Annotated in this window: 21 protein-coding genes; 8 read left to right on the top strand and 13 right to left on the bottom strand. The window is 64.5% G+C overall.

Annotated elements, in window-relative coordinates:
* Both M3I56_RS14750 and M3I56_RS14745 read left to right on the top strand, forming a co-directional pair.
* Positions 1-1,410: an MBOAT family protein gene (locus M3I56_RS14750; protein ID WP_254354578.1), complete on the top strand. Its 1,410-nt coding sequence runs from the start codon at positions 1-3 to the stop codon at positions 1,408-1,410.
* 4 nt (positions 1,411-1,414) lie between these two features.
* On the top strand, positions 1,415-2,581 hold the full coding sequence (locus tag M3I56_RS14745; protein WP_254354577.1) for a cell division protein FtsQ: 1,167 nt from the start codon (positions 1,415-1,417) through the stop codon (positions 2,579-2,581).
* A 41-nt stretch (positions 2,582-2,622) separates the two neighbouring features.
* Here the strand turns inward: M3I56_RS14745 and M3I56_RS14740 are convergent, their stop codons facing one another.
* The 5 genes from M3I56_RS14740 to M3I56_RS14720 all read right to left on the bottom strand — a co-directional run bounded on the left by M3I56_RS14740 (position 2,623) and on the right by M3I56_RS14720 (position 6,649).
* Entirely contained in the window at positions 2,623-3,000 is a 378-nt protein-coding gene (locus tag M3I56_RS14740; RefSeq protein WP_254354576.1) for a hypothetical protein, read from the bottom strand.
* Between the two features lie 79 nt (positions 3,001-3,079).
* Entirely contained in the window at positions 3,080-3,580 is a 501-nt protein-coding gene (locus M3I56_RS14735) for a hypothetical protein (RefSeq protein WP_254354575.1), read from the bottom strand.
* 165 nt (positions 3,581-3,745) lie between these two features.
* Positions 3,746-5,008: a patatin-like phospholipase family protein gene (locus tag M3I56_RS14730; RefSeq protein ID WP_254354574.1), complete on the bottom strand. Its 1,263-nt coding sequence runs from the start codon at positions 5,006-5,008 to the stop codon at positions 3,746-3,748.
* Positions 5,009-5,034: 26 nt separating this feature from the next.
* Positions 5,035-5,817: a 3-hydroxybutyrate dehydrogenase gene (locus tag M3I56_RS14725; protein WP_254354573.1), complete on the bottom strand. Its 783-nt coding sequence runs from the start codon at positions 5,815-5,817 to the stop codon at positions 5,035-5,037.
* Between the two features lie 34 nt (positions 5,818-5,851).
* Positions 5,852-6,649 carry an acetoacetate decarboxylase gene (locus M3I56_RS14720; RefSeq protein ID WP_254354572.1) on the bottom strand — a complete coding sequence of 266 codons (798 nt, stop codon included), beginning with the start codon at positions 6,647-6,649 and terminating at the stop codon, positions 5,852-5,854.
* 578 nt (positions 6,650-7,227) lie between these two features.
* On the opposite strand from M3I56_RS14720, the gene M3I56_RS14715 reads away from it, so the two are divergent.
* A complete protein-coding gene (locus M3I56_RS14715) occupies positions 7,228-9,240 on the top strand; it encodes a hybrid sensor histidine kinase/response regulator (protein ID WP_254354571.1) in 2,013 nt (670 codons plus the stop codon).
* Here the strand turns inward: M3I56_RS14715 and M3I56_RS14710 are convergent.
* Positions 9,237-9,932, bottom strand: a complete 696-nt coding sequence (locus M3I56_RS14710; protein ID WP_254354570.1) for a response regulator transcription factor — start codon at positions 9,930-9,932, stop codon at positions 9,237-9,239. The two genes, M3I56_RS14715 and M3I56_RS14710, sit on opposite strands and share 4 nt — an antisense overlap.
* A 182-nt stretch (positions 9,933-10,114) precedes the next feature.
* Here M3I56_RS14710 and M3I56_RS14705 point away from each other — a divergent pair, with 182 nt between their 5' ends.
* A complete protein-coding gene (locus tag M3I56_RS14705; RefSeq protein WP_254354569.1) occupies positions 10,115-10,546 on the top strand; it encodes a hypothetical protein in 432 nt (143 codons plus the stop codon).
* 26 nt (positions 10,547-10,572) lie between these two features.
* Positions 10,573-10,938 carry a hypothetical protein gene (locus M3I56_RS14700; protein WP_254354568.1) on the top strand — a complete coding sequence of 122 codons (366 nt, stop codon included), beginning with the start codon at positions 10,573-10,575 and terminating at the stop codon, positions 10,936-10,938.
* Positions 10,939-11,133: 195 nt separating this feature from the next.
* Here M3I56_RS14700 and M3I56_RS14695 read toward each other — a convergent pair whose 3' ends face one another.
* Positions 11,134-12,615: an HD domain-containing phosphohydrolase gene (locus M3I56_RS14695; RefSeq protein WP_254354567.1), complete on the bottom strand. Its 1,482-nt coding sequence runs from the start codon at positions 12,613-12,615 to the stop codon at positions 11,134-11,136.
* 151 nt (positions 12,616-12,766) lie between these two features.
* Here M3I56_RS14695 and M3I56_RS14690 point away from each other — a divergent pair, with 151 nt between their 5' ends.
* Together M3I56_RS14690 and M3I56_RS14685 are read left to right on the top strand one after the other, a co-directional pair.
* Positions 12,767-13,351, top strand: a complete 585-nt coding sequence (locus tag M3I56_RS14690; RefSeq protein ID WP_254354566.1) for a DUF308 domain-containing protein — start codon at positions 12,767-12,769, stop codon at positions 13,349-13,351.
* Between the two features lie 235 nt (positions 13,352-13,586).
* Complete coding sequence (locus M3I56_RS14685) at positions 13,587-13,796, top strand: alpha/beta fold hydrolase (protein WP_254354565.1); 210 nt, start codon at positions 13,587-13,589, stop codon at positions 13,794-13,796.
* A 63-nt stretch (positions 13,797-13,859) separates the two neighbouring features.
* Here the strand turns inward: M3I56_RS14685 and M3I56_RS14680 are convergent, their stop codons facing one another.
* Together M3I56_RS14680 and M3I56_RS14675 are read right to left on the bottom strand one after the other, a co-directional pair.
* Positions 13,860-15,899, bottom strand: coding sequence for a pyridoxamine 5'-phosphate oxidase family protein (locus M3I56_RS14680; protein ID WP_254354564.1), 2,040 nt, complete (start codon positions 15,897-15,899; stop codon positions 13,860-13,862).
* 33 nt (positions 15,900-15,932) lie between these two features.
* Positions 15,933-16,574, bottom strand: a complete 642-nt coding sequence (locus M3I56_RS14675; protein WP_254354563.1) for a glutathione S-transferase family protein — start codon at positions 16,572-16,574, stop codon at positions 15,933-15,935.
* Between the two features lie 126 nt (positions 16,575-16,700).
* Here M3I56_RS14675 and M3I56_RS14670 point away from each other — a divergent pair, with 126 nt between their 5' ends.
* Positions 16,701-17,645: a LysR family transcriptional regulator gene (locus M3I56_RS14670; protein WP_254354562.1), complete on the top strand. Its 945-nt coding sequence runs from the start codon at positions 16,701-16,703 to the stop codon at positions 17,643-17,645.
* A gap of 47 nt (positions 17,646-17,692) precedes the next feature.
* On the opposite strand, the gene M3I56_RS14665 is transcribed toward M3I56_RS14670, so the two are convergent.
* The 4 genes from M3I56_RS14665 to M3I56_RS14650 form a co-directional block, all read right to left on the bottom strand.
* Positions 17,693-18,931, bottom strand: a complete 1,239-nt coding sequence (locus M3I56_RS14665) for an NAD(P)/FAD-dependent oxidoreductase (protein WP_254354561.1) — start codon at positions 18,929-18,931, stop codon at positions 17,693-17,695.
* A 194-nt stretch (positions 18,932-19,125) separates the two neighbouring features.
* Entirely contained in the window at positions 19,126-20,400 is a 1,275-nt protein-coding gene (locus M3I56_RS14660) for a DUF2252 family protein (RefSeq protein ID WP_254354560.1), read from the bottom strand.
* A 134-nt stretch (positions 20,401-20,534) separates the two neighbouring features.
* Positions 20,535-20,903, bottom strand: a complete 369-nt coding sequence (locus M3I56_RS14655) for a DUF2784 domain-containing protein (RefSeq protein WP_254354559.1) — start codon at positions 20,901-20,903, stop codon at positions 20,535-20,537.
* 52 nt (positions 20,904-20,955) lie between these two features.
* Positions 20,956-22,011, bottom strand: a complete 1,056-nt coding sequence (locus M3I56_RS14650) for a hypothetical protein (RefSeq protein ID WP_254354558.1) — start codon at positions 22,009-22,011, stop codon at positions 20,956-20,958.
* Between the last annotated feature and the right edge of the window lie 240 nt (positions 22,012-22,251).

Genomic DNA, 22,251 nt, shown 5'->3' with positions numbered 1-22,251 from the left:
ATGGTTTTCGCGTCCCTCGAATTCCTGACGCTGTTTCTGCCGGCCTTCCTCGCGATCTATGTCATGTCGCCCGCGCGCTGGCGCAACGGCGTGCTGCTCTTTTGCAGCTGGTTCTTCTATGCCTGGTGGAGCCCGGTCTTTCTGTTGCTGTTCATCGCGCTGACCTTCTGCGGCTGGTTCGGCGGCGTGGTCATCGACCGCGCGCCGAGCCCGCGTGCGCGCGGCGGCTGGCTCGCGGTCTTTATCGCCGTGAACGTTGCGATCCTGTGCTGGTACAAGTACGCCAACATCGTGGTCGATAGTCTCGACAATGTGCTGGCGGCAGGCCATGCGGGGCCGCTTCCCTGGCAACACGTCGTGTTGCCGATCGGGCTGTCCTTCATCGTGCTGCAATCGATCTCGTACCTGATCGACGTGCAGCGCGGCACGGTTCCGGCCGACCGCAGCGTGATCCGCTATGGGGCCTATCAGGGAATGTTCGTACACCTGATCGCCGGGCCGATCATTCGCTACGCGTGGGTCAAACGCGAGCTGGTGTCGCGCACGGTCGACTGGGACGCTTTTGCAGCGGGCGCGCGGCGGCTCATGGTGGGCATGAGCATGAAGGTGCTCGTGGCCGATACGCTTTCGCCCATCGTCGACGCGGTGTTCGCCATGCATGCCCCCACGCTGGCAGACGCGTGGCTCGGTTGCGGCTTCTACACGCTGCAGCTGTTCTTCGATTTCGCGGGCTATAGCGCCATGGCCATCGGGCTGGGGCAGATGCTGGGCTTTCGCTTCCCCGAGAACTTCAACCATCCGTACCTCGCCAGCAGCATTCAGGACTTCTGGCGCCGCTGGCACCTGTCGCTGTCGAGCTGGATTCGTGACTACCTGTACATCCCGCTGGGCGGCAACCGCGATGGCGAGTGGCAGACCTGCCGGAACCTGCTGCTGACCATGGCCCTCGCGGGCCTGTGGCACGGCGGCGATAGCTGGAACTTTCTGCTGTGGGGTATCGCTCACGGTGTGGCACTGACGGTGGCGCGGCTCTGGCGGCGCGCCGGCATGCCCGTTGTGCCGCTCTGGTTGTCGCACGTGCTGACGCTCGTGTTCGTCATGCTCGCGTGGACGCTGTTCCGCGCGGTGGGTTTTCATGCGGCGCTCGCCATGTACCGTGGCCAGTTCGGCTTGAACGGAATCGGCTTCAGCGACGCCACGATCGTGCTGCTGCGGCCCGTGCATGGGCTGGCCGCCGCGCTGGGCATCGTCTGTGTGCTGCTGCCGGTCTGGCAATCGCGCTGGGAGCGCCTCGCGGATACGGCTCCAGGCCGGTTGTGGCAGGCCGTGTGGCCGCTCGCGGGCTTTCTGCTGTCGTTCGGGTTGATCGTCGCGCGCGGCGCCGTGCCTTTCCTTTACTTCCAGTTCTGACGCCATGGAAGATCCCAAGCCGCTACCGCCACTACCCGCTACGCGCGCCGGCAAGGTCGTTGCCGTCATGCTGATGGGCTTCCTGTTCGCGGGCCTGTTCTTCAATATCCGGTTCGCGTCGACGACGGCATCGCTGTTGCCTCACGCCGTCACGCGTGCGGGCATGCTATCCGGCACGGTGTCGAAGGAACTCGCCAGCCGCATGGCCGATACGCAGATCGCCGCCGACGCCGCGCGCATGCAGCGCGCGCTGGGCTGGCTGACGCTGGGCGATCTGGGCCCGCGCGTGCGGCAAGGCTGTCCCGGCTGGCTGTTCCTGCGCGACGAACTGAACGTGTATGCCGACGGCGACCGCCATCTCGCGGCGCGCGCCGAAACGGTCGCCGCCGTGCAGCGCGAACTGGCGAGCCACGGCATTGCATTGCTCGTCGCCGTGGTGCCCGACAAGTCGCGCATCGAACCGCAGCATCTGTGCGGCCTGTATCGGCCGGCATCGCTGAGTGCGCGCCTGAGCGACTGGACAGCGCGTCTCGCAGCCGTTGGCGTGCCCGTGGTGGACCTGGGCCCGGCGCTGCGCGGCGTGCCGGGCGATGCATTTTTCCGGACCGACACGCACTGGACCCAGGACGGCGCGGGCGCCGCGGCGCGCGCGGTGGCGCAGCGCATTCGGGCGATGGACGAGCCGCCGGGTTCGAGCGTGTCGAGCCAGCCCGGCTACCGAGTTGCCGACAAGCTGCCCGCCCGGCGGCCCGGCGACCTCGTGCGGCTGGCGGGGCTCGATGCGTTGCCGGTGTCCTGGCAGCCGCGAGCGGAGATCGTGACTGCCCGGGCTTACCTTCACGTGGCCCAGGCGGCTGCGTCGGCGGACGACCTGTTCGGCGATGCCGATCTGCCGGGTATCGCGGTCATCGGCACCTCGTATTCGACGACCTCCGATTTCGTGCCGCAACTGGCGTTGGCGTTAGGCAAGGGCGTGGGGAATTTCGCGCGCGAAGGCGCCAGGTTTGGCGGCGCGGCGCGCGCGTATTTCGCGAGCGCCGCGTATGCCCAGACGCCGCCCAAACTCGTGGTTTGGGAACTCGACGAACGGGATTTGCAGGCGCCGCTCGAAGCGGAAGACGACGTTGTCGTACCGAAATCCCGTCCGGTCGGCACGATGGCTTCGCGTTGAGGCTTCCGGTCCGGGTAATCGATGCAGCGGGCCGCCTGCGGTCAGGCCTTCAGCAGCTCGGCTGCGAAAGAATTCGCATGCGCTACGGCCTCTTGCGCGTTGATGAACACGCCGAGTTCCTCCCAGCGCTCCTCGACCGCGTATGTGCCTTTTATCGCGAGCGCCCTCTGCACGCGTAATTGCGCTGCGTACCTGCCGTCCTCCAGGGGGTGAGCCGTCGCGATGACCCTGTGCGGAGGGCTGGGTCTTTCTGGCTGAACCAGCTGGGCAGGGCCATCAGGCATGCCGACATCCTTCAACTCGTTGCGGGCGTTGCAGTCCGGGCAGTAGAAACACCAACCCTTGTCCTCCTGACTGGATCTGACCTGCCCGCGAGCCAGCACGGCACGACATTCAACGTTTTCGCAGATGAACGGCATCGCAGTCTCCGGAGTTGTTTGAAGGGAGCCTAGCACGTCCGCCGTCGGTCAACCATTGGCGATGTTGCCGGGCCCGGCGTCAAGGAAAACCCTCAAGCGCGCGCCTATGTCTTCGCCTCAAGCCGCACTCGCAACGCTCCATATCGGCCCGATGGCTGCCTTCGGAGAAGCTGACCTCCGAGCCGAACGGCAGCGCGCAGTCCTGGGTGTAGAAGAAGAACCACGCGCCCTCGCGCGCGAAGTACGCCCGGAAACAGGGCGAATCGCCACGCACGTCCGGAGCGTCGGAACAGCGAAACCAGTAGGTGGTCCCATCCAGGACACCGTGTGCGAGGCGGTGCGAAGGGACTTCGTCGCAAGCCGGGGACTGGAAGGCAAGGGCGCGACTCACGTTTCCACTGGGCAGGAGAACGGTCACTTGACCGGCGACGCGCGCCTCGCAGGTGGGCGCCGTGTTATTCGGAGCCGGATCGATTGCGTTGCCACCCGTGCCGGGACACCTAATCAGGGAGCGAACGTGTGCGAGGTGGAAAGACGGTATCGCCTTCGATCCGGGGCGGAAGGGCTTGATGTTTTCCACGCTGCGGCTCCTGTGCAATTGGTACTCGGACAACTGCAAGGATAGGATTTCAGCGGCTTGATGTCTGCGACCTGGCGGCGCACATCGAGGCTCCACTCCACCTTTTGGGCAGAGCGGCCTCTCGTCAATCGTAGGAGGTTGATATCTCCACTAACATTTCTACCCCTACGCGACCTTGCGGGTCAGATCCACCTGTCCGGATGCGCCGGCGCTCAGCTCGGCGCGATCCGATTCGGGCACTTCTCCCGCGCGCCGATGGATGTCGTGCGTGACGAAGCCTTGCTCGCGGCTCGGGATCGCGAACCAGTCCGGTTGCGCAAACGACGCGCGAATGTCTTCGACGCCGCTCGACCAGTGCTCTTGCATGGTGTCGGCGCTGAATTCGTAGTCCTTGTAATGCCCTTCGTAAGGCTTGTTCTTGTAGATCAGATGGACCACATTGATCGACGAACCATCGGCCACCTTCTCGGCGAGCCCGAAGAGGGGATCGCTGCGGCGCGCCTCGGCGGGCACGTGCTCGAGGAGTTCCTTGATAAAGCGCGCGTGCTTTTGCCGATCGGCAAGCATGTTGGTGATGGCGCGCGTGCGGCTCGAATATTGAATGTCCTTGGCGCGCTCGGCCACGTCCAGGAAATCCGCGGGCACGTTGCCGCTCGCGCTCCATAGATCGACCTGGAAAACGAGCGTGTCCTTGTGGTCCGCGTCACGCAGCACCTCCGTGAGCGGTGTGTTCGACACCAGGCCGCCGTCCCAGTAGTACTCGCCTTCGATTTCCACGGCCGGAAAACCAGGCGGCAGCGCGCCCGATGCCATGAAGTGCTCGGGCTCGAGCCGCATTTTGGCGTTGTCGAAATAGACGAGATTGCCGCTGCGCACGTTCACGGCACCCACCGACACCCGGATCGGGCCGTCGTTGATACGGTCGAAATCGGCGAAACGTTGCAGCGTCGACTTCAGCGCGGCGGTGTCGTAGTAGCTCACCGCACTCGGCATCGCCTTCTGCCAGCCCGCGACCGGCAGCGGGCGGCGCGGGGCGAAAAACCCCGGCTGGCCTTCGGTGAGTGCGCGACCCGCGGCCCACATGCTGGCCCAACGGCGCGACAATTCCTGATGGCTGAACAGCGGCATGGCGAGCGCGCCGAGGTTCCCGAACCAGTCGAGTGGATGGCAGATCGACTCCCAGAAACCACGCAGCGCTTCGACGCGCCGCGCGGGCTCGTTGCCCGCAATAATCGCCGTGTTGAGCGCGCCGATCGACACGCCCGCAATGCGATGCGGTTCGACCCCGGCCTGCGCGAGCCCTTCGAACACGCCGGCCTGATAAGACCCGAGCGCGCCGCCGCCCTGCAAAACAAGGGCGATTTCATCGTAGCGCGGCAGCTCAAAGGGCTTGCGCTCCGTGCGGGCGGTTAGATTGCTGCTGCGCATACGTTCTCCGTTCGTTCGTTGGTTGCTTAGTGCATCGACCAGCCGTGCGTGACGAGCACCGACTGGCCCGTCAACGCCTGCGACCCGAAGCCCGCGAGGAACGCGACCGTGTTAGCCACGTCGTCGAGCGAGGTGAACTCGCCGTCCACGGTGTCCTTAAGCATCACGTTCTTGACGACGTCGGCTTCGGAAATGCCGAGCGCCTTGGCCTGCTCGGGGATCTGCTTGTCGACGAGCGGCGTACGCACGAAACCCGGGCACACGACGTTGGCGCGCACGCCGCGCGGACCGCCTTCCTTCGCCACGACGCGGGCCAGGCCGAGCAAACCGTGCTTCGCCGTGACATAGGCCGCCTTGAGCTTCGACGCCTCGTGCGAGTGGACCGATCCCATGTAGACGATCGAGCCGCCCTTGCCGCTGCCGTACATATGCTTGAGCGCGGCCTTGGTGGTGAGAAACGCGCCGTCGAGATGGATCGCGAGCATCTTCTTCCAGTCGGCAAACGGGAACTCGTCCACCGGGCTGATGATCTGGATGCCCGCGTTCGACACGAGCACGTCGATCCCGCCGAACGCTTTCGCCGCTTCGTCGATTCCCGCATTCACGGCTTCCTCGTTGGTGACATCCATCGCAACGGCAAGGGCCTTGCCGCCCGCGGCTACGATGCTGTCCGCCACCTTTCCGGCGTTCGCGAGATTGAGGTCGGCGATCACGACCGCCGCACCCTGGCTCGCGAACATGCGCGCGCAATGTTCGCCAATGCCGCTCGCGGCGCCCGTGATGACTGCAACCTTATCTTTCAAAGACATGCGTATTCCTTACTAAAAGCGAGTGATAAACAGATCAGGCGAGCTCGGCTTCGGGTTCGCCCAGAGCCGCGTCGTGGCTCGATGTCGCGGCGAGATAGTCGAAGGCGACCTCGCCGATATCGAGCGTGAGGTCCGCAATGACGTGACGTGCACCCACCACGCGGCGCACCGGCAGATCGGCGACGGGCGCGAGCGCATGCGGATGCAGCTCGATCGCGGCCGGCCCGCTCCATGCGCCTCGCACCGTCACGTCGCGCAGATAGAAGCGCACGAGCTCGCAGATGCGCGCCGTGCCGTCCACATGCGGAATGATCTTGAGAAGGTAGTTGGGCGTGTCGGCGAGCTTGCGGCGCTCGTCTTCGCTGTTGAGCACGTGATGCTTGTAGCCCATCGTGCCGGTCGCGATGCGCTGCGTGCCGTAATCGAGCGTGCCGAGCAGCGTGTCGTTGCCATCGACTGCGAGCACGGGGCGCGCGAGCTTCTTCGGGAAGCCCCAGATTTCACGGCCGCCGGCAATCGGGCCTTCGTCGTCGAGATACATCGAATGGGTGTAATTCGCGAGGCGGCCTTGCGGGTCGCGTACGGAAATCACCTGTCCGCTTTCGGTGTAGTCGCCAAAACCCGACGAGTCGGGCATGCGGATGAATTCGTAATGCACGAGATTGTTTTCCGGCTTGAGCGGCTCCGGCACGATGGCGCGCAGCGCATCGGGATCGGTCTCGTACGTGATGATGAAATATTCGCGATTGACGAAGCGAAACGGCGGCCGCGGATACGCGGGGTTGTGCATGGGCATCGCGAACGCATCGCGACGGATTCTTGCCAGATCCATATTGTTCTCCAGGCTAGGCTGCGTGAAAACGTCGCGACAGATATTAGAGGGAAAACATGACACGATCGCATTTATGACGATAAAACACCGTTTCAATTTCGTTAAATAAAAAGGAAATTGAAAGTTTTTTGGCCATCCCAGCGTCATTTTCGTGTGATTGGCACAACCTCGCGTATGGCAACTTTTGCAGCTTAATCATGACATTACGTTCGTTGCGCCCGAAACATATGATGAATGCTGTTCAAAACGGGAAATAGATTAATGCGTGGATTGGCAGAGGAGGCTCGCCACTTCGCACAGGGAAGGAACGCCTCGATCCGGCATAGGTGTACTTCGTCCAAATTAAGCAGGAATGCGAAGTATGCAGGTTGCCTGGAAAGAGCCGCCGCGATACCGGATCGGCGAGCGCCGAACACCATGTTATATGACATCTCTTATGGACGGCCTGGCGTAAGATATCCTCGCTTCCGGCGGGGAAGCGGGCGGGGCAGGCTGTGACCGACTAGAATGGATTGGCACGCCTAAGCACGAGACGTGCTTCCTGCTTCGTTAGCCAGCGAGCATACCGGCGAGATGCGATGAGCATATTCAGGTTTCAATCGGCGACGGAATCGGCATTCCTCAAACGCTCGCATGCGCCCAGCGCGGTTCGCGCATGGCTGGTCGATATGCTTTGCTGGCCCGCCCGCTTCGAGGATCCGCAGGTCGAACGGGAATTTACGGAGGAGTATGGCCGGCGTTTTGCCGACTTTCGCCGTGCTGCGCTGGTGCTCGGAACCCTGATCTGGGTGTGTTTCGGCTTCTGGGAATTCAGCCTTGCGCAGACCAGTCCGGTGTTCCGGCCGTACTTCCCAGTGGTGTTCGCGTTCCGGTGCGCCGGTGCGCTCGGCGCGACCGTCGGCATTGTGCTGGCCTTCAAGCTCGAATTTCATCGGGACAAGGTTGCACACTGGATCCTGCTGTCGGGCCTGGCGTTCATGTGCTTTTGCCTGTTGATGCAAACGGTCCTTGCCCCGCGCCCATTCAATTTCACCCATTTTTTTGTCGGGTTTTATTTAATTCTCTTTTATCTGTTCGGTTTTCTGCGCCTGCGGGCCAAGGCGACGCTCATGCTGACCGCGTGCGTGATTGCCGTGATCGTGATGGCGCAACTGGTCACTCAGGCGGTCGAGCCCGACAACTTCGCCGCGGGCATGTTCTATCTGTTGAACGTCGCCGTGCTCGGGCACAGCGTCAACGTGAATGCCGAGCGGCATGTGCGTGACCGGTATGTTGCCGTCCAGGCTCTTGCCCAGAGCAACGCCGCGCTGCAAAGCGCGAACGCCGAACTCGCGCAAAAGCACCATGACCTCGAGCGCGCTCGGCGCGACCAGCAGACCAAATCGGAAGCCCTGATTGCGTTGCGCGAGCAGCAGCGCGAAGCCGCGGAGCAGGCGAGCCGGGCGAAATCGCGCTTTCTGGCCGCGGCCGCGCACGACCTGCGCCAGCCCATGCATGCGCTGAACCTGTTTCTTGCGGCGGCAGACGAAGCGCTGGAAGCGCGCGACATCGAAGCGTCGGGCAAGCTGATCGGCGAAGCGCGCAAGGCGTCGGTATTGACGGCGCGTCTGTTCAACGCGGTGCTCGACCTGTCGAAGCTCGAATCGGGGCACGTCAACCCGACCTATACGAGCGTCGACCTGAGCCGCGTGACCGAGGAGGCGGTCGAGCAGCTCGCGTCGTTCGCTGCGAGCCGCGGCGTTGTGCTGCGCTATGCGAAGGCGCTGCAAAAACCCGCATGGGTACGCACCGACGCCGACTGGATTCCCCGCGTGCTGAGCAACCTCATTGCGAACGGCATCAAATATTCGGATCCGTCGAAAGCGGGCCGCTCCACGGTGCTCGTGGGTTTGGTACGTATGCCTAATTATGTGCGGCTCGACGTGCTCGATAACGGCATCGGCATCGCGTCGGAGCATTGGGACGCGATCTTCCAGCCGTTCGTCCAGCTCGGCAACCCGGAGCGGGACCGTGAGAAAGGGCTCGGACTCGGTCTGTCGATCGTGAATGCGGTGGTGTCCCTGCTCGAGGGACATCGTCTCGAACTCAAGTCGATCGAGGGTCACGGGTCGCGCTTCTCGGTGCGCATGCCGGTGGCGGATCAATTCGCGCACGGGGAGGCCGCGATATCGCCCGCCGATGCGGCGGCGTCGCCGTCACCGTCGTCGCTGCGCGGTCTCTACGTGTTGCTGGTCGAGGACGACAGCCTGGTGCGCGCCTCGATGGAGGCGTTGTTTGCACGCTGGGGAGTGCTGTGCGATTCGGTTCGCTCCGCAGCGGAACTCGACGAACTGTTGCAGACAATCGAGCGCGTGCCGGACCTGGTGATCAGCGACTACCGGCTGCCGGAGAATTCGACCGCACACGACGTCATCCGCCTCCTGGGCGAGCACGTTGCGCGGCCCGTGCCGTGTCTCGTGGTGACGGGGGAAGCCGTGGCAAGCACGGAGGGCGTGTTGCCCGAGCGCTGCGTGCTCAGCAAGCCGTTGGCTCCCGACCTGCTGATTGCGCGCATGCTCGAATTGACAGAGGCATCGGCCCGGGCGACCTAGACCGCGGGGGCGTGCGCAACGGTGGGAATCTCGATGCCGCGGCGCGCCATTTCGACGATCAGGAACGTGCGCCGCGATACGTTAAAGCGGCTCAGCAGATCGCTGATGTACTCCTTCGCGGTGTTCTCCGAGATATTCATCTTTCGCGCGATGGCCTTGTTCGACATGCCCTGCAGGAGAAAACCCAGGGTCTGCGCGAGGCGCGGCGGCAGGTTCAGCGAGTCGATCGGAATGGCCTTGCTCGGGCCCGGAGACTGCGGGGTATGGCCGCCCTTGCCGAGTACGCTGTTGGGCAGGTAGACCCGACCATTCAGGATCGTCTGCAGGGCTTCCCGGAACACCGCGCCGCCTTCCTCGCTGGCCTTCGAGATGAAGCCGCCGGCGCCATTCTTGATGCAGTCCAGCACGGTCTCGCGGTCGTCCTGCGCGGACAGCATGACCACATGCGCCGCGCGCTCGTTCTCCTGCAGCCAGCGCAGCAAATCAAGCCCGGTGTGATTGTCCCCGATCTGGTAGTCGAGAAAGACCAGGTCGTAGGTCTTGTTCTGCAGTCGCTCGACAGCCGCGTCGTACGAGCCGGCCTCATCGATGTCGAGCGTCGGTTCCGAGGTCAGGATCAGGCTCTTCATCGCGATACGCGTCAAGCCCTCGTCTTCGACGAGCAGTACGTGGCGGAAATACAGGTTGTCCATCGGGCGCCTCTCTAGTCGGGATCACTGTACCCGCATTCCTTCAGGTTGCGATCCCCCCAAAGCGGGGGACGCTTCTGGGGCCGTCTTCTGGGGGCGTTTTCCCCCCGGCATGGCCGGTTTTGCCAGCGCCCCGGGACGCGCAGGATGGAGTCGCTGCAGTTCGGACGATGAGGGACTCCACCATGCATACGCCGCATCCCGACTTCAAAAGCCTGTTGAACATTTTCCGCTTCGCGTCGGATGACGAAACCCGCGCACGCCCTTGCAAGCCGGAGCCTGAACCGGCGACGCAGCCGGACGCAACGATTCTGGCGGAGCTGCTTCGGGCAAGGGCGCTCATGGTCCGCATCGAGTCGAGCGGCGTGACATTCCCGGACCAGATCTACGACGTCTTCGTGCAGGCCCTGGCCGCCTATGACCAGAAGTGCTGGACGGAGCAGATCGACCGGAGTTTCTGCATCACGTTGAGCCTGCTGGAGTCGGTCGCACGCCACCGGCGTGGCGCTGCGGCGACGCCCTCCGTCTGCACCGATGCGACCCTTGTCAATCACGACAATCCGGGCCCGAGGGTCATCATCAGCGAGCACCGGAACTTGCTCGACGGTAATTGGTGAGCGATCGCCGACGAGGAGACCGTGCGATGCAAGACAACGCCATCCGGTACGACGCGCTCGATGAGCAGCGTCTGCAATCCCTGCTTGCGCAGGAACCCGATAGCCAGGCGGGGGGCAAGCGCGCAGGGCGCGAGAAAACGATTCAGACAAAGACGGAGACAGCACGGCGACCTCCCAGTCCCTACACTGTCCACACTCTCGACACAGCCATTGCTCACCTCGAAAGCGCGATTATCGCGGACAGGGCGATGGCGATTTTCGGTGCGAGCTATTGGCACTCCCGCGTGCTCGAGCTCCGTTCCACACCGGGGATTCTGCACATTCAGGAGCGTCGGCTGCAGTGTTTGCTGGATCGGTTCACGGCCAGAGCCGGGGGACAAGAAATAGACTGAGTCATGCCTGATTCGGGGGAGCAGAGGAAATCAAACAAGTTCGGGCGGCGTGAGAGACCACCAAATAATTCGGGAAGCGTGAGAGACCACCAATAAATCAGCGAAAACACCATTAACTTGCATAGCCGCAGCGCGTTGCTGCCACCGGACACGGCAACGCGCGGTGTTTTCTTCCAGAACGGATCGGGATGCTTTCTAAAGCAAGCCCATTGCCGATGCCTTGAGCGTTGCTGCCGCGCGGCTGGAGCATTCGAACTTGCGAAACACGCTTTCGATGTGCGTGCGTACTGTGCTCGGACTCAGCGCCAATTCTCGCGCGGCTTCCTTGTTGCTTGCACCGCGCGAGATGGCACGCAGCACGTCGATTTCGCGCGGCGTTAGCGGCGCGCGCTGCGGCGTGCTGTTCATTGGGCGCCTGACGGCGACCGCGCCTTCGGCCAGCAGCGCATCGACCGCTTCGCTGCTCAGCCGGCCGCTTGTGACTTCGTCGCGCAGTTGTTGCGCGGCTGCGTCGCCGGAAAGCGCGGCTCGCCACGGGCGCGCCGAGCGCAACGCGACCCACGCCACCGACGCAGCCAGCACGCGCGCCTCCAAAGTCATGGCCTGGTCGCGCGCCCCGCGAAAATAACCCGAGCCGTCCAACCGTTCATACGCATACGATGCGAGTTCGGCCGCATCTCCGAGCGCGCCGGCCTGTCTGCCTGCACGCGACGTCCAGTAGGGCACGAGGCGCACCTTCTCCCAGGCACTTTCGGGCAAACGCGCGCTCAGATTCCAGATGCCGTTCGGCACCGCCGCCCGCCCAATCCCGTGAATCAATCCTGCGCGATAGACGCGTTCGTGCGCGGCCTGGTCCGTCGTGAGACGTTCGCAACACCGGGCGGCCGCCGCCGCGACCGCGCGCGAGAAGCCGGTCATCCAGGGCAGCTTGAGGTCGATGACGTCTGCGATCAACTCCGCCGAGGTTGCCTGCTGCATAGGCGATGTCGTCAGCGCAGCGTCGAGTTCGGCGGCTGACGCACGTTCCAGTTCCGCGAGCCAAAGGGGCGCACCGCGCTGCGCGGTCTCGACCAGCCGCAGTGGATAGCGCGTGTCGGCGCGTTGCGCAATGAGACCAAGCGCCTGCTCGACACCGTAGGTGCGACTGAAAATCTCCAGATCTCCGGCAAGCGCGACGACGAACACCGGCATCGGCACTGCTTCGCGTGCAAGATGCGCGGGCACACCGTTGCCGTCCCACGTTTCGAAGATATGACGCAACGCCGTTTCGGTCGCGAGTGGGAGGCCCAGCATGCGCGCCACTTCGCCCGCCACTTCGCAGTGGGTCTGCGCGAGCGGCATGAGTACCGCGGCGGCACCGCCACGAGACTGAAGCGGCGTGACCCAATCTGTGCGGCCGTCAAGCATCGAGACGCGGCTTTGGATGTCGTCGCCGAAAACGTCGGCGAAGCCCGCCGCGTTCGCCGTGCATCCCGACCAGCGCAACAGAGACGTCTCCCGCACGGTGTCGATTGTCGACGCGTCGAGGCGGGTGGCTTGCGCGAGGCGCGCCGCGAGCCATCCGGTGCGCGGCGAATGATCGGTGGGCTGTCCCATGCTCAGATCGCCGATGAAGGCGAGTGCTTTCACGGCATCGAACACGCGCAGCGGGAAAAGGCCAGCTTTGTCGTCGGTCATCGGCATGGGAGGCAGAGCGCACGTCAGGCGTTCGAACACTATACGTCACAACGCCATTTGACCCCGCGAGGGTCGGTCATTCGACCGATGTCGCAGAAGCGAGGCGAGTGCGATCCTTTGCACCATTGCCACGAACTGTTCAGGAGTTACCATGGCTGATCGACACGCAGATATCACGCTTACTCGCGAAGAGAGCTGGCTCAAGCAGTATTACTTTGTCCGGACCGCGTTTTCCGCTGCCTGGGTCGCACTGGCTTTCTCGCTCGGGCAGCATTCGCCGGCCAGAATCGCCGCACTGCTTGTCGTGTATCCGGCATGGGATGCTTTGGCCAACTACATCGACATGTTGCGCAGCGGCGGGGCGGCTGAAAACCGTACACAAGTCGTCAACGTCGGCATCAGCATCATGACGACGGTCGCCGTGATTGTGGCGTTGAAGCTGGGCGCGCATGGGGTGCTGGGCGTGTTTGGCGTGTGGGCCATCCTTGCCGGGTTGCTTCAGCTCGGCACCGCGGTGCGTCGCTGGAAGCGCTTCGGCGCGCAATGGGCGATGATTCTAAGCGGTGGTCAGTCGGCATTGGCGGGGGTGTTTTTCATCGTGCAGGGCGGCGCGCCTCTGGCCTCTGCGATCGACAAAGTGGCGGGCTATGCAGCGGTCGGCGCCGTCTACTTTCTCATCTCCGCCTTGTGGCTTTCGGCTGGCCAACTGCGCAGCAAGATGGCCAGAACATCTTGATGCATCGGCGCGTTCGCCTGCAGACAGGCCCACAATCGCTGTGCAACCGGGCCATGCGAGGCGTCGCGGCGCCGCGCGGCAACCAGTGTCTCCGTATGGCGGGAGAGCGACCGGCTCGCAAGGGATTTCAAGGCGCCACTACGCAACTCCGCTTCGATCAGGAAGTCCGGCAGATGCCCCCACGCAAGGGCTTGCATGATGACATCCTTCTTCATGCCCTGGGCAGGAAGCGGATATGAGGGAGTCGCTTGCGCGCATCGTGCGGCCGACGCTGGTGATTGCCGGCGAGCACGATACGGTGACGGCGGCGAGCTACAGCGTGCAAATGGCGAAGGCGATTGCGGGCGCGAGGCTGCTGATGCTCCCGGCGGTGCACCTCTCCAACATCGAGTATCCCGAGAGATTCAACGACGAAGTCGTGCGACTTCTGCGCGCGCCGAGCTGACGCTGGACGCGAGTGCGTGCGAGCGACTTCGCGGCTGCGTGCGCATGCAGAAGGCAGCGGTGGCTAGAGATCCAGCGTCACCCCGCCCGCTGCCGGACGCCCGACGCAGATCAGCGCGTAACCCCGCTCGACGTCGAACTCAGGCGGTTCGTCGTATTCCACGCCGCCATCGAGCACGCGCGTGGTGCAGGTCCCGCACATGCCGGAGCGGCAACTGGACACCGCGTCGGCGCCGCAGCGCTCGGCGGTATCGAGCAGTGAGCCCTGCTGCGGCTCCCAATGTGCCGTTTTCCCCGTGCGCGCGAAGGTCACCGGTCTGACTGTCGTTGCCTCGCTCGCAACGGGAGCGTGATCAGGTGCACGCTTCAGGCTCGATGGCCCGAACGCCTCGAAGCGGATCCGCTCGTCCGTAATATTCAGCGCGCGCAGTCCGTCGTACAGATCGCGCATGAACGCTTCGGGGCCGCACAGGTAGAAGTCGTAGTCGTCGAACGGCAGGAAGCGACGCAACGCATCGATGTTCACGCGGCCCGCGAGCCGGTCGCCTTCGAGCGAGTCGTGCTGCGCCGTGCTGTCGTACAGATGCATCGAGACGTTCGGATGCGCGCGTTCGATCTCCCGCAGCGCCGCTGCGAACGGCCTCTCGTGCTCGCCGCGCGTCCCATGAAACACGTGGATCCGGCGTTGCGGTTCGAGCATGAGTGCCGCGTCGAGCATCGCCAGCATCGGCGTGATGCCAATGCCCGCCGCCGCCAGCACGATCGCGCGCGGGCTGCGTGCATCGAGCCTGAACGATCCGCGCGGCGCCAGCGTCTCGATCAGCGAGCCAATGCGTGCGTGATCATGCAGCCAGCGCGATACCGCGCCGTCGCGCTTCACGCTGATCCGGTAGCGCGCCGGATGCGCGGCATCGTGCGCCGCGGAGAGCGTATAGGTGCGCATGAGCGGCTTGTCCGATCCGGGCATGGTGATGCGCAGCGGAAGGTACTGCCCAGCTTCGAACGGGGCGAGTGGCTCGCTGTCCACCGGTTCGAAATGGAACGAGCGGATCGTTGGGGATTCGTCGCGCACCTCGGCCACGCGCAGCGTGCGCCACGGGCGCGCGTCGGCTTCCTTCGGCGCAGCCGCCGGTGAGGATTGCGTTGCGGCCTGCGCGAACTGCGGCGCATAGTCGACCGCCGACCATCGCAACGGCAAGGCTTCCCGCACGCGGCGCACTTCGGCCACATGAAACCGCACCAGCCGCTGTGCCAGCGGGAATTGCGCGATCTCGGGGCCGTCCCAGATTACCTCGGCGCGTACGGCCAGATACAATAGATCCCCGCGCACAAAGTCGACGAACAGCAACCCCGCGCGCGGATCGCGCAGCAGGTTGCCGATCGTGTTGAAAAACTTGTTGCCGCTGAAGTCGGGCGCGGTCAGCGTGTGCGCGTCGTCGATCCGCACGAAGCCGGGCATGCCGCCGCGATGCGACACATCGGCGCCGCCCGCCGCGCCCGCTGCATCGTCGAGATTGGCGGTGGCGATGAAAAATACGTCGGCGCGCGCGATCAGCGCGCGGTCTTCCTCCGAGAGTGCGTCCGCATGTTCGACCGTCGCGTGCGTCGGCGCATTGGCGACGAATGCCGGCTCGCGTCCATTGATGTACTTCGCGCAGTTGCCGAAGCTCTGTTTGACTGCAAGCGTCACCACACCGCCATCGACCGCTTCGATCACGCCATTCACGCGGTTGCGCCGCCGGGTATGCGGCTGGATGCCGAGCCCGCCGATACGCGCGCCCGGCACCCAGCTCCCTTCGAGCGGATCGCCCGGCAGCACGCCGCCGTCGATGCGCAGCGTGCGGCTGTCCGGCGTCGACACGAAGCCCACCGTATTCGCGCGCAGCGTGGCCCACGGCTGACCGCTTGCGTCGACACCGCCGAACACCATGAACGGCAGCATCGCGAAGAACGCGCGATGCTGGTCCGGCATGTAATCGCGAATGCCGCGCGAGCCGTTTTCAAGTGCAACGCCGGCCACGCCCGCGCGCAATTGGGCCTCGCGCTCACCGTCGTGAAACGGCCCGGCGGCGCGGTACGGATTCAGTTCGGGGAGAGCGATCATGACGGCCTCGGGTGGTTAGCGCGCAAGTGTCGTTCAGGCGGCGAGCAGGCCCGCTTTCGTCGATAGCATCGGCACAAAGCCCGGCAACGCGGCCACGCGTTCGAGCCACGCGCGCAGATGCGGATACGGCTCCAGCGAGACGCCGCCTTCAGGTGCATGCGCGATGTAGGTATGCGCGGCAATATCGGCGATCGTCACGCGATCGCCCGCGGCGAACGGTTTGTGCGCGAGTTCGGCATCGAGCAGCGGCAGCAGCGTCCGCGCGATTTCCTGGGCTCGCGCCAGATCGAGATCGCGCTTGAATACGTGGACGAGGCGTGCGGCGCACGGGCCGAACGCGATCGGACCGGCTGCGAGCGACAACCAGCGTTGCACGGCAGCCGCGCCAGATGGATCGTCGGGCAGCCACGACGGATCGCCGTAACGCCTGGCCAGATAGACGAGAATCGCGTTCGAATCGAACAACACCGTATCGCCGTCGACGATGGTTGGCACTTGGCCGAACGGATTGAGCTTCAGGTACGCGGGCTGGCGGTGTTCGCCCGCGGCGAGATCCACCGGCACAATCTCGAACGGCAGGTCCAGCACGGACAGGAACAGCCGGACGCGGTGTCCGTGGCCGGATAGCAGCGTGGTGTACAGGCGGATCGGCGTGGCGGGACGGACAGCGGGCATCGCATTCTCCATAACGAAAGCGCCTCGGGATGAAGCGGCAGTGAGCGCTCAGAATAGGCAATGGCTGCGCGCGCGAGAAGACTGCTAAGCTTGCATTCATTTTCTATCGAAAGTGGACAATCGCCGATGACCGATGTACGCGACGTGAATCTGAACCGGCTGGCGGTGTTCGTTGCCGTGGTCGAAGCGGGGTCGCTGACCGCGGCAGCTGAGCGGCTCGGCATCGCCAAGACGATGGTCAGCGCGCACATGCAGCGCCTCGAACGCGAGATCGGCGCGAGCCTCATCACGCGCACCACGCGGCAGCTCTCCGTGACCGATGCGGGCCGTGCGTTTTACGACGCCAGCTGCCGCATCCTGCAGATGACGGAAGAGGCGCTCGCGGCCGTCTCGGACGAGGCCATGCCCGCACGCGGCGCGCTGCGGGTGAGCGCGCCCGTCGACTACGGCGCGCAGATCGTCGCGCCTGCGCTCGTCGATCTGCGTGGCATCTATCCGGAACTCGACATCGAACTGGTTTGCGCCGATCACTACGTCGACCTGATCGGCGAGGGGATCGATCTGGCGGTGCGGCTGGGCAATCTGCCGGACTCGAACTACCGCACGGTGAAACTCGGCAGCTACGTGCGCTGGCTGGTCGCGAGCCCCGCGTTCGTTGCGCGGCACGGCATGCCGAGGTCGCTGAACGCGTTGGCGTCCTTGCCGCATATCGCGATGAGCGTGCTGCGGCATCCGTCGACGCTCGAGTTGACGCGCGATGCCGGGCGGCTCGCGGCGGGCCGCGTCAGTCACGGCAACGCCGTGCGCCGCGTGCGCTGCGCGAATGCGCTGAGCGTGAACACAGCGACGTCGGCGCGCGCGGCGGTCCTCGCGGGCGGCGGCTTTGCCGCGCTGACCGATTTCTCGACCCGGGCGGATCTTGCGTCCGGCGCGCTCGTCCGCTTGCTGCCCGAATGGTCCGGCGTGCCTTTGAGTGTGCAGGCCGTGTTTGCGCCGACGAGCTACCCGTCGGGCAAGGTGCGGGCGGTCATCGAGGCGCTGAAGGCGAGGATCGCGACGAGTGCCGCGTAAGCGTGGCTCGCCGCTGACGTGAGCGACGTTGAACATGCGCCGCGCGATCAGCCGTGCGGCAAAAAACGATCCTCGACGAAGAACCGCCGGCGCGCCTCTTCATCCGATGGCGTCTCCGGACCGAGCCCGGGAAGATCGGGCGCGCGATCGGGCTCCATGGCGAAACACGGCAGGATGCGGGCGCGGCGCTCGTCGGCGCTCGCGCCGCGTTCGTACAGCAGCTGGGTGAGCCAGTCCAGTACGCGGTGCAGGGCGCCGTAATAGCGGTCGTGCTCGAAGGCGTATGCGTGCGCGGCGGCTTCCCAGTCATCGCTCGCGAGCAGACGGTCAAGCAGTACCCTCACGTCGCGCAGCGTCAGCGACAGCCCGCATCCCCATGACGGGTCGCTGGCCGCCGCCGCGTCGCCGATCAGCACCACGCCGCCGTTGCAGGGATGCTCGACCCAGATGTCCGCGCCGGGATACGCCGCGAGCGGGCCAACGACACTCGCGCGTTCGAACCAGTCGCGCGGCACGCCCGTATCGACGCAGGCGTCGAGGAACTCGAGGATATGCCCGCTGCCGCTGATGGGGTGCGCGCGCTGCCCGACCCATGAGACGAAGTACGACCTGAACCGCTGGTGCCCGATCGGAAAAATCAGTGCGGCCTGTCCCAACGCCGGGGACTGGAAGTGGTGAACCGAATCTTCCGGCGCGTCGAGCCCCTCGTAGAGCACCCCCGCCACGACCAGCCGCCCGGGATCCTGGTCGAGCGTGAAGCCGGCTATTCTGCGCACCGTCGACCTGCGTCCGTCGGCGCCCACCACGAGCCGCGCTTTCACCCGACGTGTGCCGCCATCGGTGCGAATCTCGACGACCGGCGGCTTGCCCGGCGCATCGCCCGGATCGACGCGCACGACCTCGGCGCCGCGCAGCACAATGGCCCCCGATGACTCGGCCGCGTCGAGCAGCGTGCGCTGCATCGACGGATGATAGAAGTCCAGACACGGGGCGTGCCCGGGGGTGGTATCCGCGAGGTTGCGGCTTTCGGCTGGCACCAGTCCCCTGTACCGCCTCCAGAGCGGGACCACGTGCGCACCGTCATCACAGAGCAGCCGATCGATGCCGAGCGCGCGGGCTTCGACGACACCCCAAGGCATCATGCCCTCGCCGCGCACGCGGTCCCGGAAAGCCGTCTCGCGTTCGACAATGAGCGTGCGCACACCGGCGCCTGCCAGTGCACGGCCAAGCGTTGCACCGCCAAGACCGCCGCCCGCGATCACGATGTCGTAGCTGCCCTGTGTCATTTGAAAACCTCCATGCCATGGCGGCGACGCGAACCCGGATGTCAGCAAACCGACGGCGCATGAGGCGCGTGAGCGCGCGTGTCGAGAGGCGTGCGGATAGCGCTATTATGCGACTCGCATACGCTGTGGAGGCAAGATTCGAGGTTCGGGATGCGAAGCATCTGGATGATGAGGTCGAGCGTTGGCAGGCTGTCTCAATTCACGCCAGTGGCATAGCGGCGGCAATGCTCGAGATATCCGGCTTCGTGGCTGCTCGCCAGTTGCACAATGCTTGTCCAGAGCCACAGGGGCGCGTCGATCGTCTTCGAGCGAGCGCGCCGGAGTTCGGCGAGCCAGCTGCGCCGCGTCGGCGGGTCCATCTGGCATGCGTGCGCGTTGCCGACCACCGCCGCGAGATAGAACGCAACCTTACGCGCTTCGCCCTCTTCGAGTTCGTCGATTTCGAGTTTGAGATCCTGCGGCAGCAACTCGCGAATCACCACGGCGCGATCGCGCAGGCGGGACGCCCGCATGCGCTCGCCGAGAAAGGGCGAGAGATGACGCGCGCCTTCCACCACTCGCTCGGCGTTGTCGCGCGGCATCGATGCGTCTTCGTAACGCGGCGCAGCGGCTTTCACACCCTCCTTGATGTCCATGAGGCACAGATCGTCGCCATCGATCACACCGCCGTCGACATCGAGCAGGACTGCATAGCGTAGTCTGCCTAGCGAGCTGCAGCCCTTGACCCAGTACGCCGCGTCGACCACCTCGACCTTGCCGGCATCGTTGCGGCCGCGCAGGCCCGTGGGCAGACTCGCGATGGCTTCGTCGCGAAAGAGCGTGTCGATTGCCTTGCGCTCGGTGCGCGTGAGCGGCCAGAAACGCTTGCCAAGCGGAATCGTAGGCTCGAGGTCCTCAATGCGCTCCTCGGCCAGGTGCTGCCATGAGCGGCGTACGGCCGCTTTCATCGCAAGATGCACGGGCTCGGGGCGCCCCGACATCCGGCTCTTCGCGTGCTTTGACCCGAACGCCGATTCGTAGCCCGCTGCGAGCGCTTCCATCATGTGCACGATGGTGAGACCGGAAAGCGAGGAGCCGCGTGCCGCGGTCGCCAGCGAGAGGCCGAGGCGGATAAGGTCGTGCGCGGGATTGCCGATCACGGTCTGATCGAGATCGCGGATATGGACTTCGACCTTGCCTTCCTGATTCGCGACGGGGCCGAGATTGCCGGTATGGCAATCGCCGCAGATCCAGATCGCCGGGCCGCGCGGCAGCGAGTCGCCGTTCGTCTCGACGATCCATTCGTAGAAGCGGGTGGTATTGCCGCGCACGTAGGCGTGAGGCGAGCGCGCCATTTTCAGGCGGCGCTGCTCGGTCAGGAGGGCCGCGCGCTCGCCGGGTTTGGGCAGCGCCTTATACGGCCGTGCGCCTTTCGACGCTTTTGGTCTTGTCTCTTTCGGCGGGTTGTCACGGTTTTTCTTGCTGGACATGTTCGTCATCCCCTTTTTGCAGGCGCTGAATTGCGTCGACGCCGATGTCAGCGTTCGCGGGGGAAGAGCAAGCGGTGTGCCGCCAAGGTCCTGCCAGTGTCGTTCCGGGCTGAAAGATCGATGTGCTGTTGCCGTCACGAACGCGGCGGGACACGAAACCACGTGACTGCAACAACCAGCAGGAACGCTGCATAGGCCGTCGCGAACACCCAGCCGGGCAAGTCGTAGTACAGCAAGTTGCTCACCCAGCGCTGGACGAAGCCCTGCGGCCCTGCATGTCCGGTACGTAACCAGTCCTCGAGGACCGTGAGCGGACACGGGATGTCGAGGACCGCAAGAAGGGCGATAATGCCTATCGCAACGAGATGTGTGAGCCGGAACACGCGGTTGCGTACCCAAGCGCGCTCGAGCCATGCGCCCACCCAGATCGCGAGCAATCCGCCGACGATGAAGAGTACGACCAGCGCGTGCATTACGAGAACGGTATTGGCCAGCCAGTCCATGACGATGCTCGCAGTTGCCCTCGCCCTGCGTTCTGGCTCCGATGATACGTCTTCAAAGATCGAGGGGCCGGGGGAGGGTTCCCGCGTTTGGCGTCGTCCCGGCTACCGTGAACGGCGAGCCGAAAGCGGCGTTTTCGGTTTCGGGATTGACGAGGTCGTTGTCGCGCTTGTTCTGCTCGGTCCAGATCTGGCTATCGGGAAACCAGAAGGCGTTTTCGCGTGGTGGCACGACGAGCCTCACCCGCAGCGACGGATTGAAGATCTTCGACCACGCCGAGAGATAGGAGGGCGTCTTGATCAAATGGCCGCAGTTCGCGAGTAGCAGGCTCGCGACCAGGGCTTCGCGGCCGATGGCGAGTCCGGGATGTCCGCTGAAGTGCACGGGCTTCTCGCCGCTCGCGAGCAGCGCGGCAGGCGCGACGTTGACGGGCACCGTGAAGCCCCACTTCCGGAAGAAGTCCAGGAAGGGCTGCTCGTCGCTGGAGACGAAGATGTTCGTGAGCCGGTGATCGTCCGCAAGGGTTGTCTCGACCATGCGGCAAAACGCACTCCAGTCGATCGTATGGGCCTCGAACTTTTTATCCGTGCCGCGAAAATGGACGCCCAGCGTCGAGGCGCCGATATCGAGCCGCGCGCTGATGCGCGCGACTTCCTGGCGAATCGATTCGCCAGGCCGATAGTTCGACAGGAATAGCGTACTCGCGCGCTCCAGCCGGAGGCCGGCTTCGTAGCGGCGAAAGCCCAGATCGCCGAGATCGCGCACGATCGACGTTCGCAAACCGGGCCTCGCCGCGTCCGCCACGGCGGACGGTGCGAGGTTTTCAAAATATTCGGCTAGCCAGTCGATTTTGCCTTCCGCGTCGCCATAGCTGCCGCCGCGCGCCGAAATGACGGGTGTCAAACGCTTCTCGTCGCAGTACAGGAGGATGCACAGGACGATCTGCATGACGGAAAAGAAGCCCGAATTGGCGCGAATTTCTATGACGAAGCAGCCACGGTTGAGGCGTTGCTTCGCATGCAGGGAAAGGCGGGCTGGCGTATTGAGCGCGTTCTTGAAGTCTTCGCTGCGCCGCACTTGTCTTGCGAACTCGATAAGGTTTCTGAACATGCCATGTCCCTTCGATCCAGGAAACGGGGATTTACCTTACGGGCAGAGCGACGCCGCTTCCCGTTTGCGGGCGAGCGGGGCGCTCACGGTAGATTCCGTCGATGGATTCGCCTTTAACTGCGTTAGCAACGATTGGGGGGATCAGACGTATGTTTTCCGACGAAAGCTTGCTCGTCGCGCACGCTTGGGCAGGCTGGTTATTTGGCATCCTAAGCGGTTGAGACATTCTAGGATGTCATG

The organism is Paraburkholderia sp. CNPSo 3281, from assembly GCF_024206515.1.
Classification (GTDB): Bacteria; Pseudomonadota; Gammaproteobacteria; order Burkholderiales; family Burkholderiaceae; genus Paraburkholderia; species Paraburkholderia nodosa.
The sequence above is the reverse complement of the archived record's forward strand: the minus strand, read 5'-3'. Positions and strand labels throughout refer to the sequence as shown.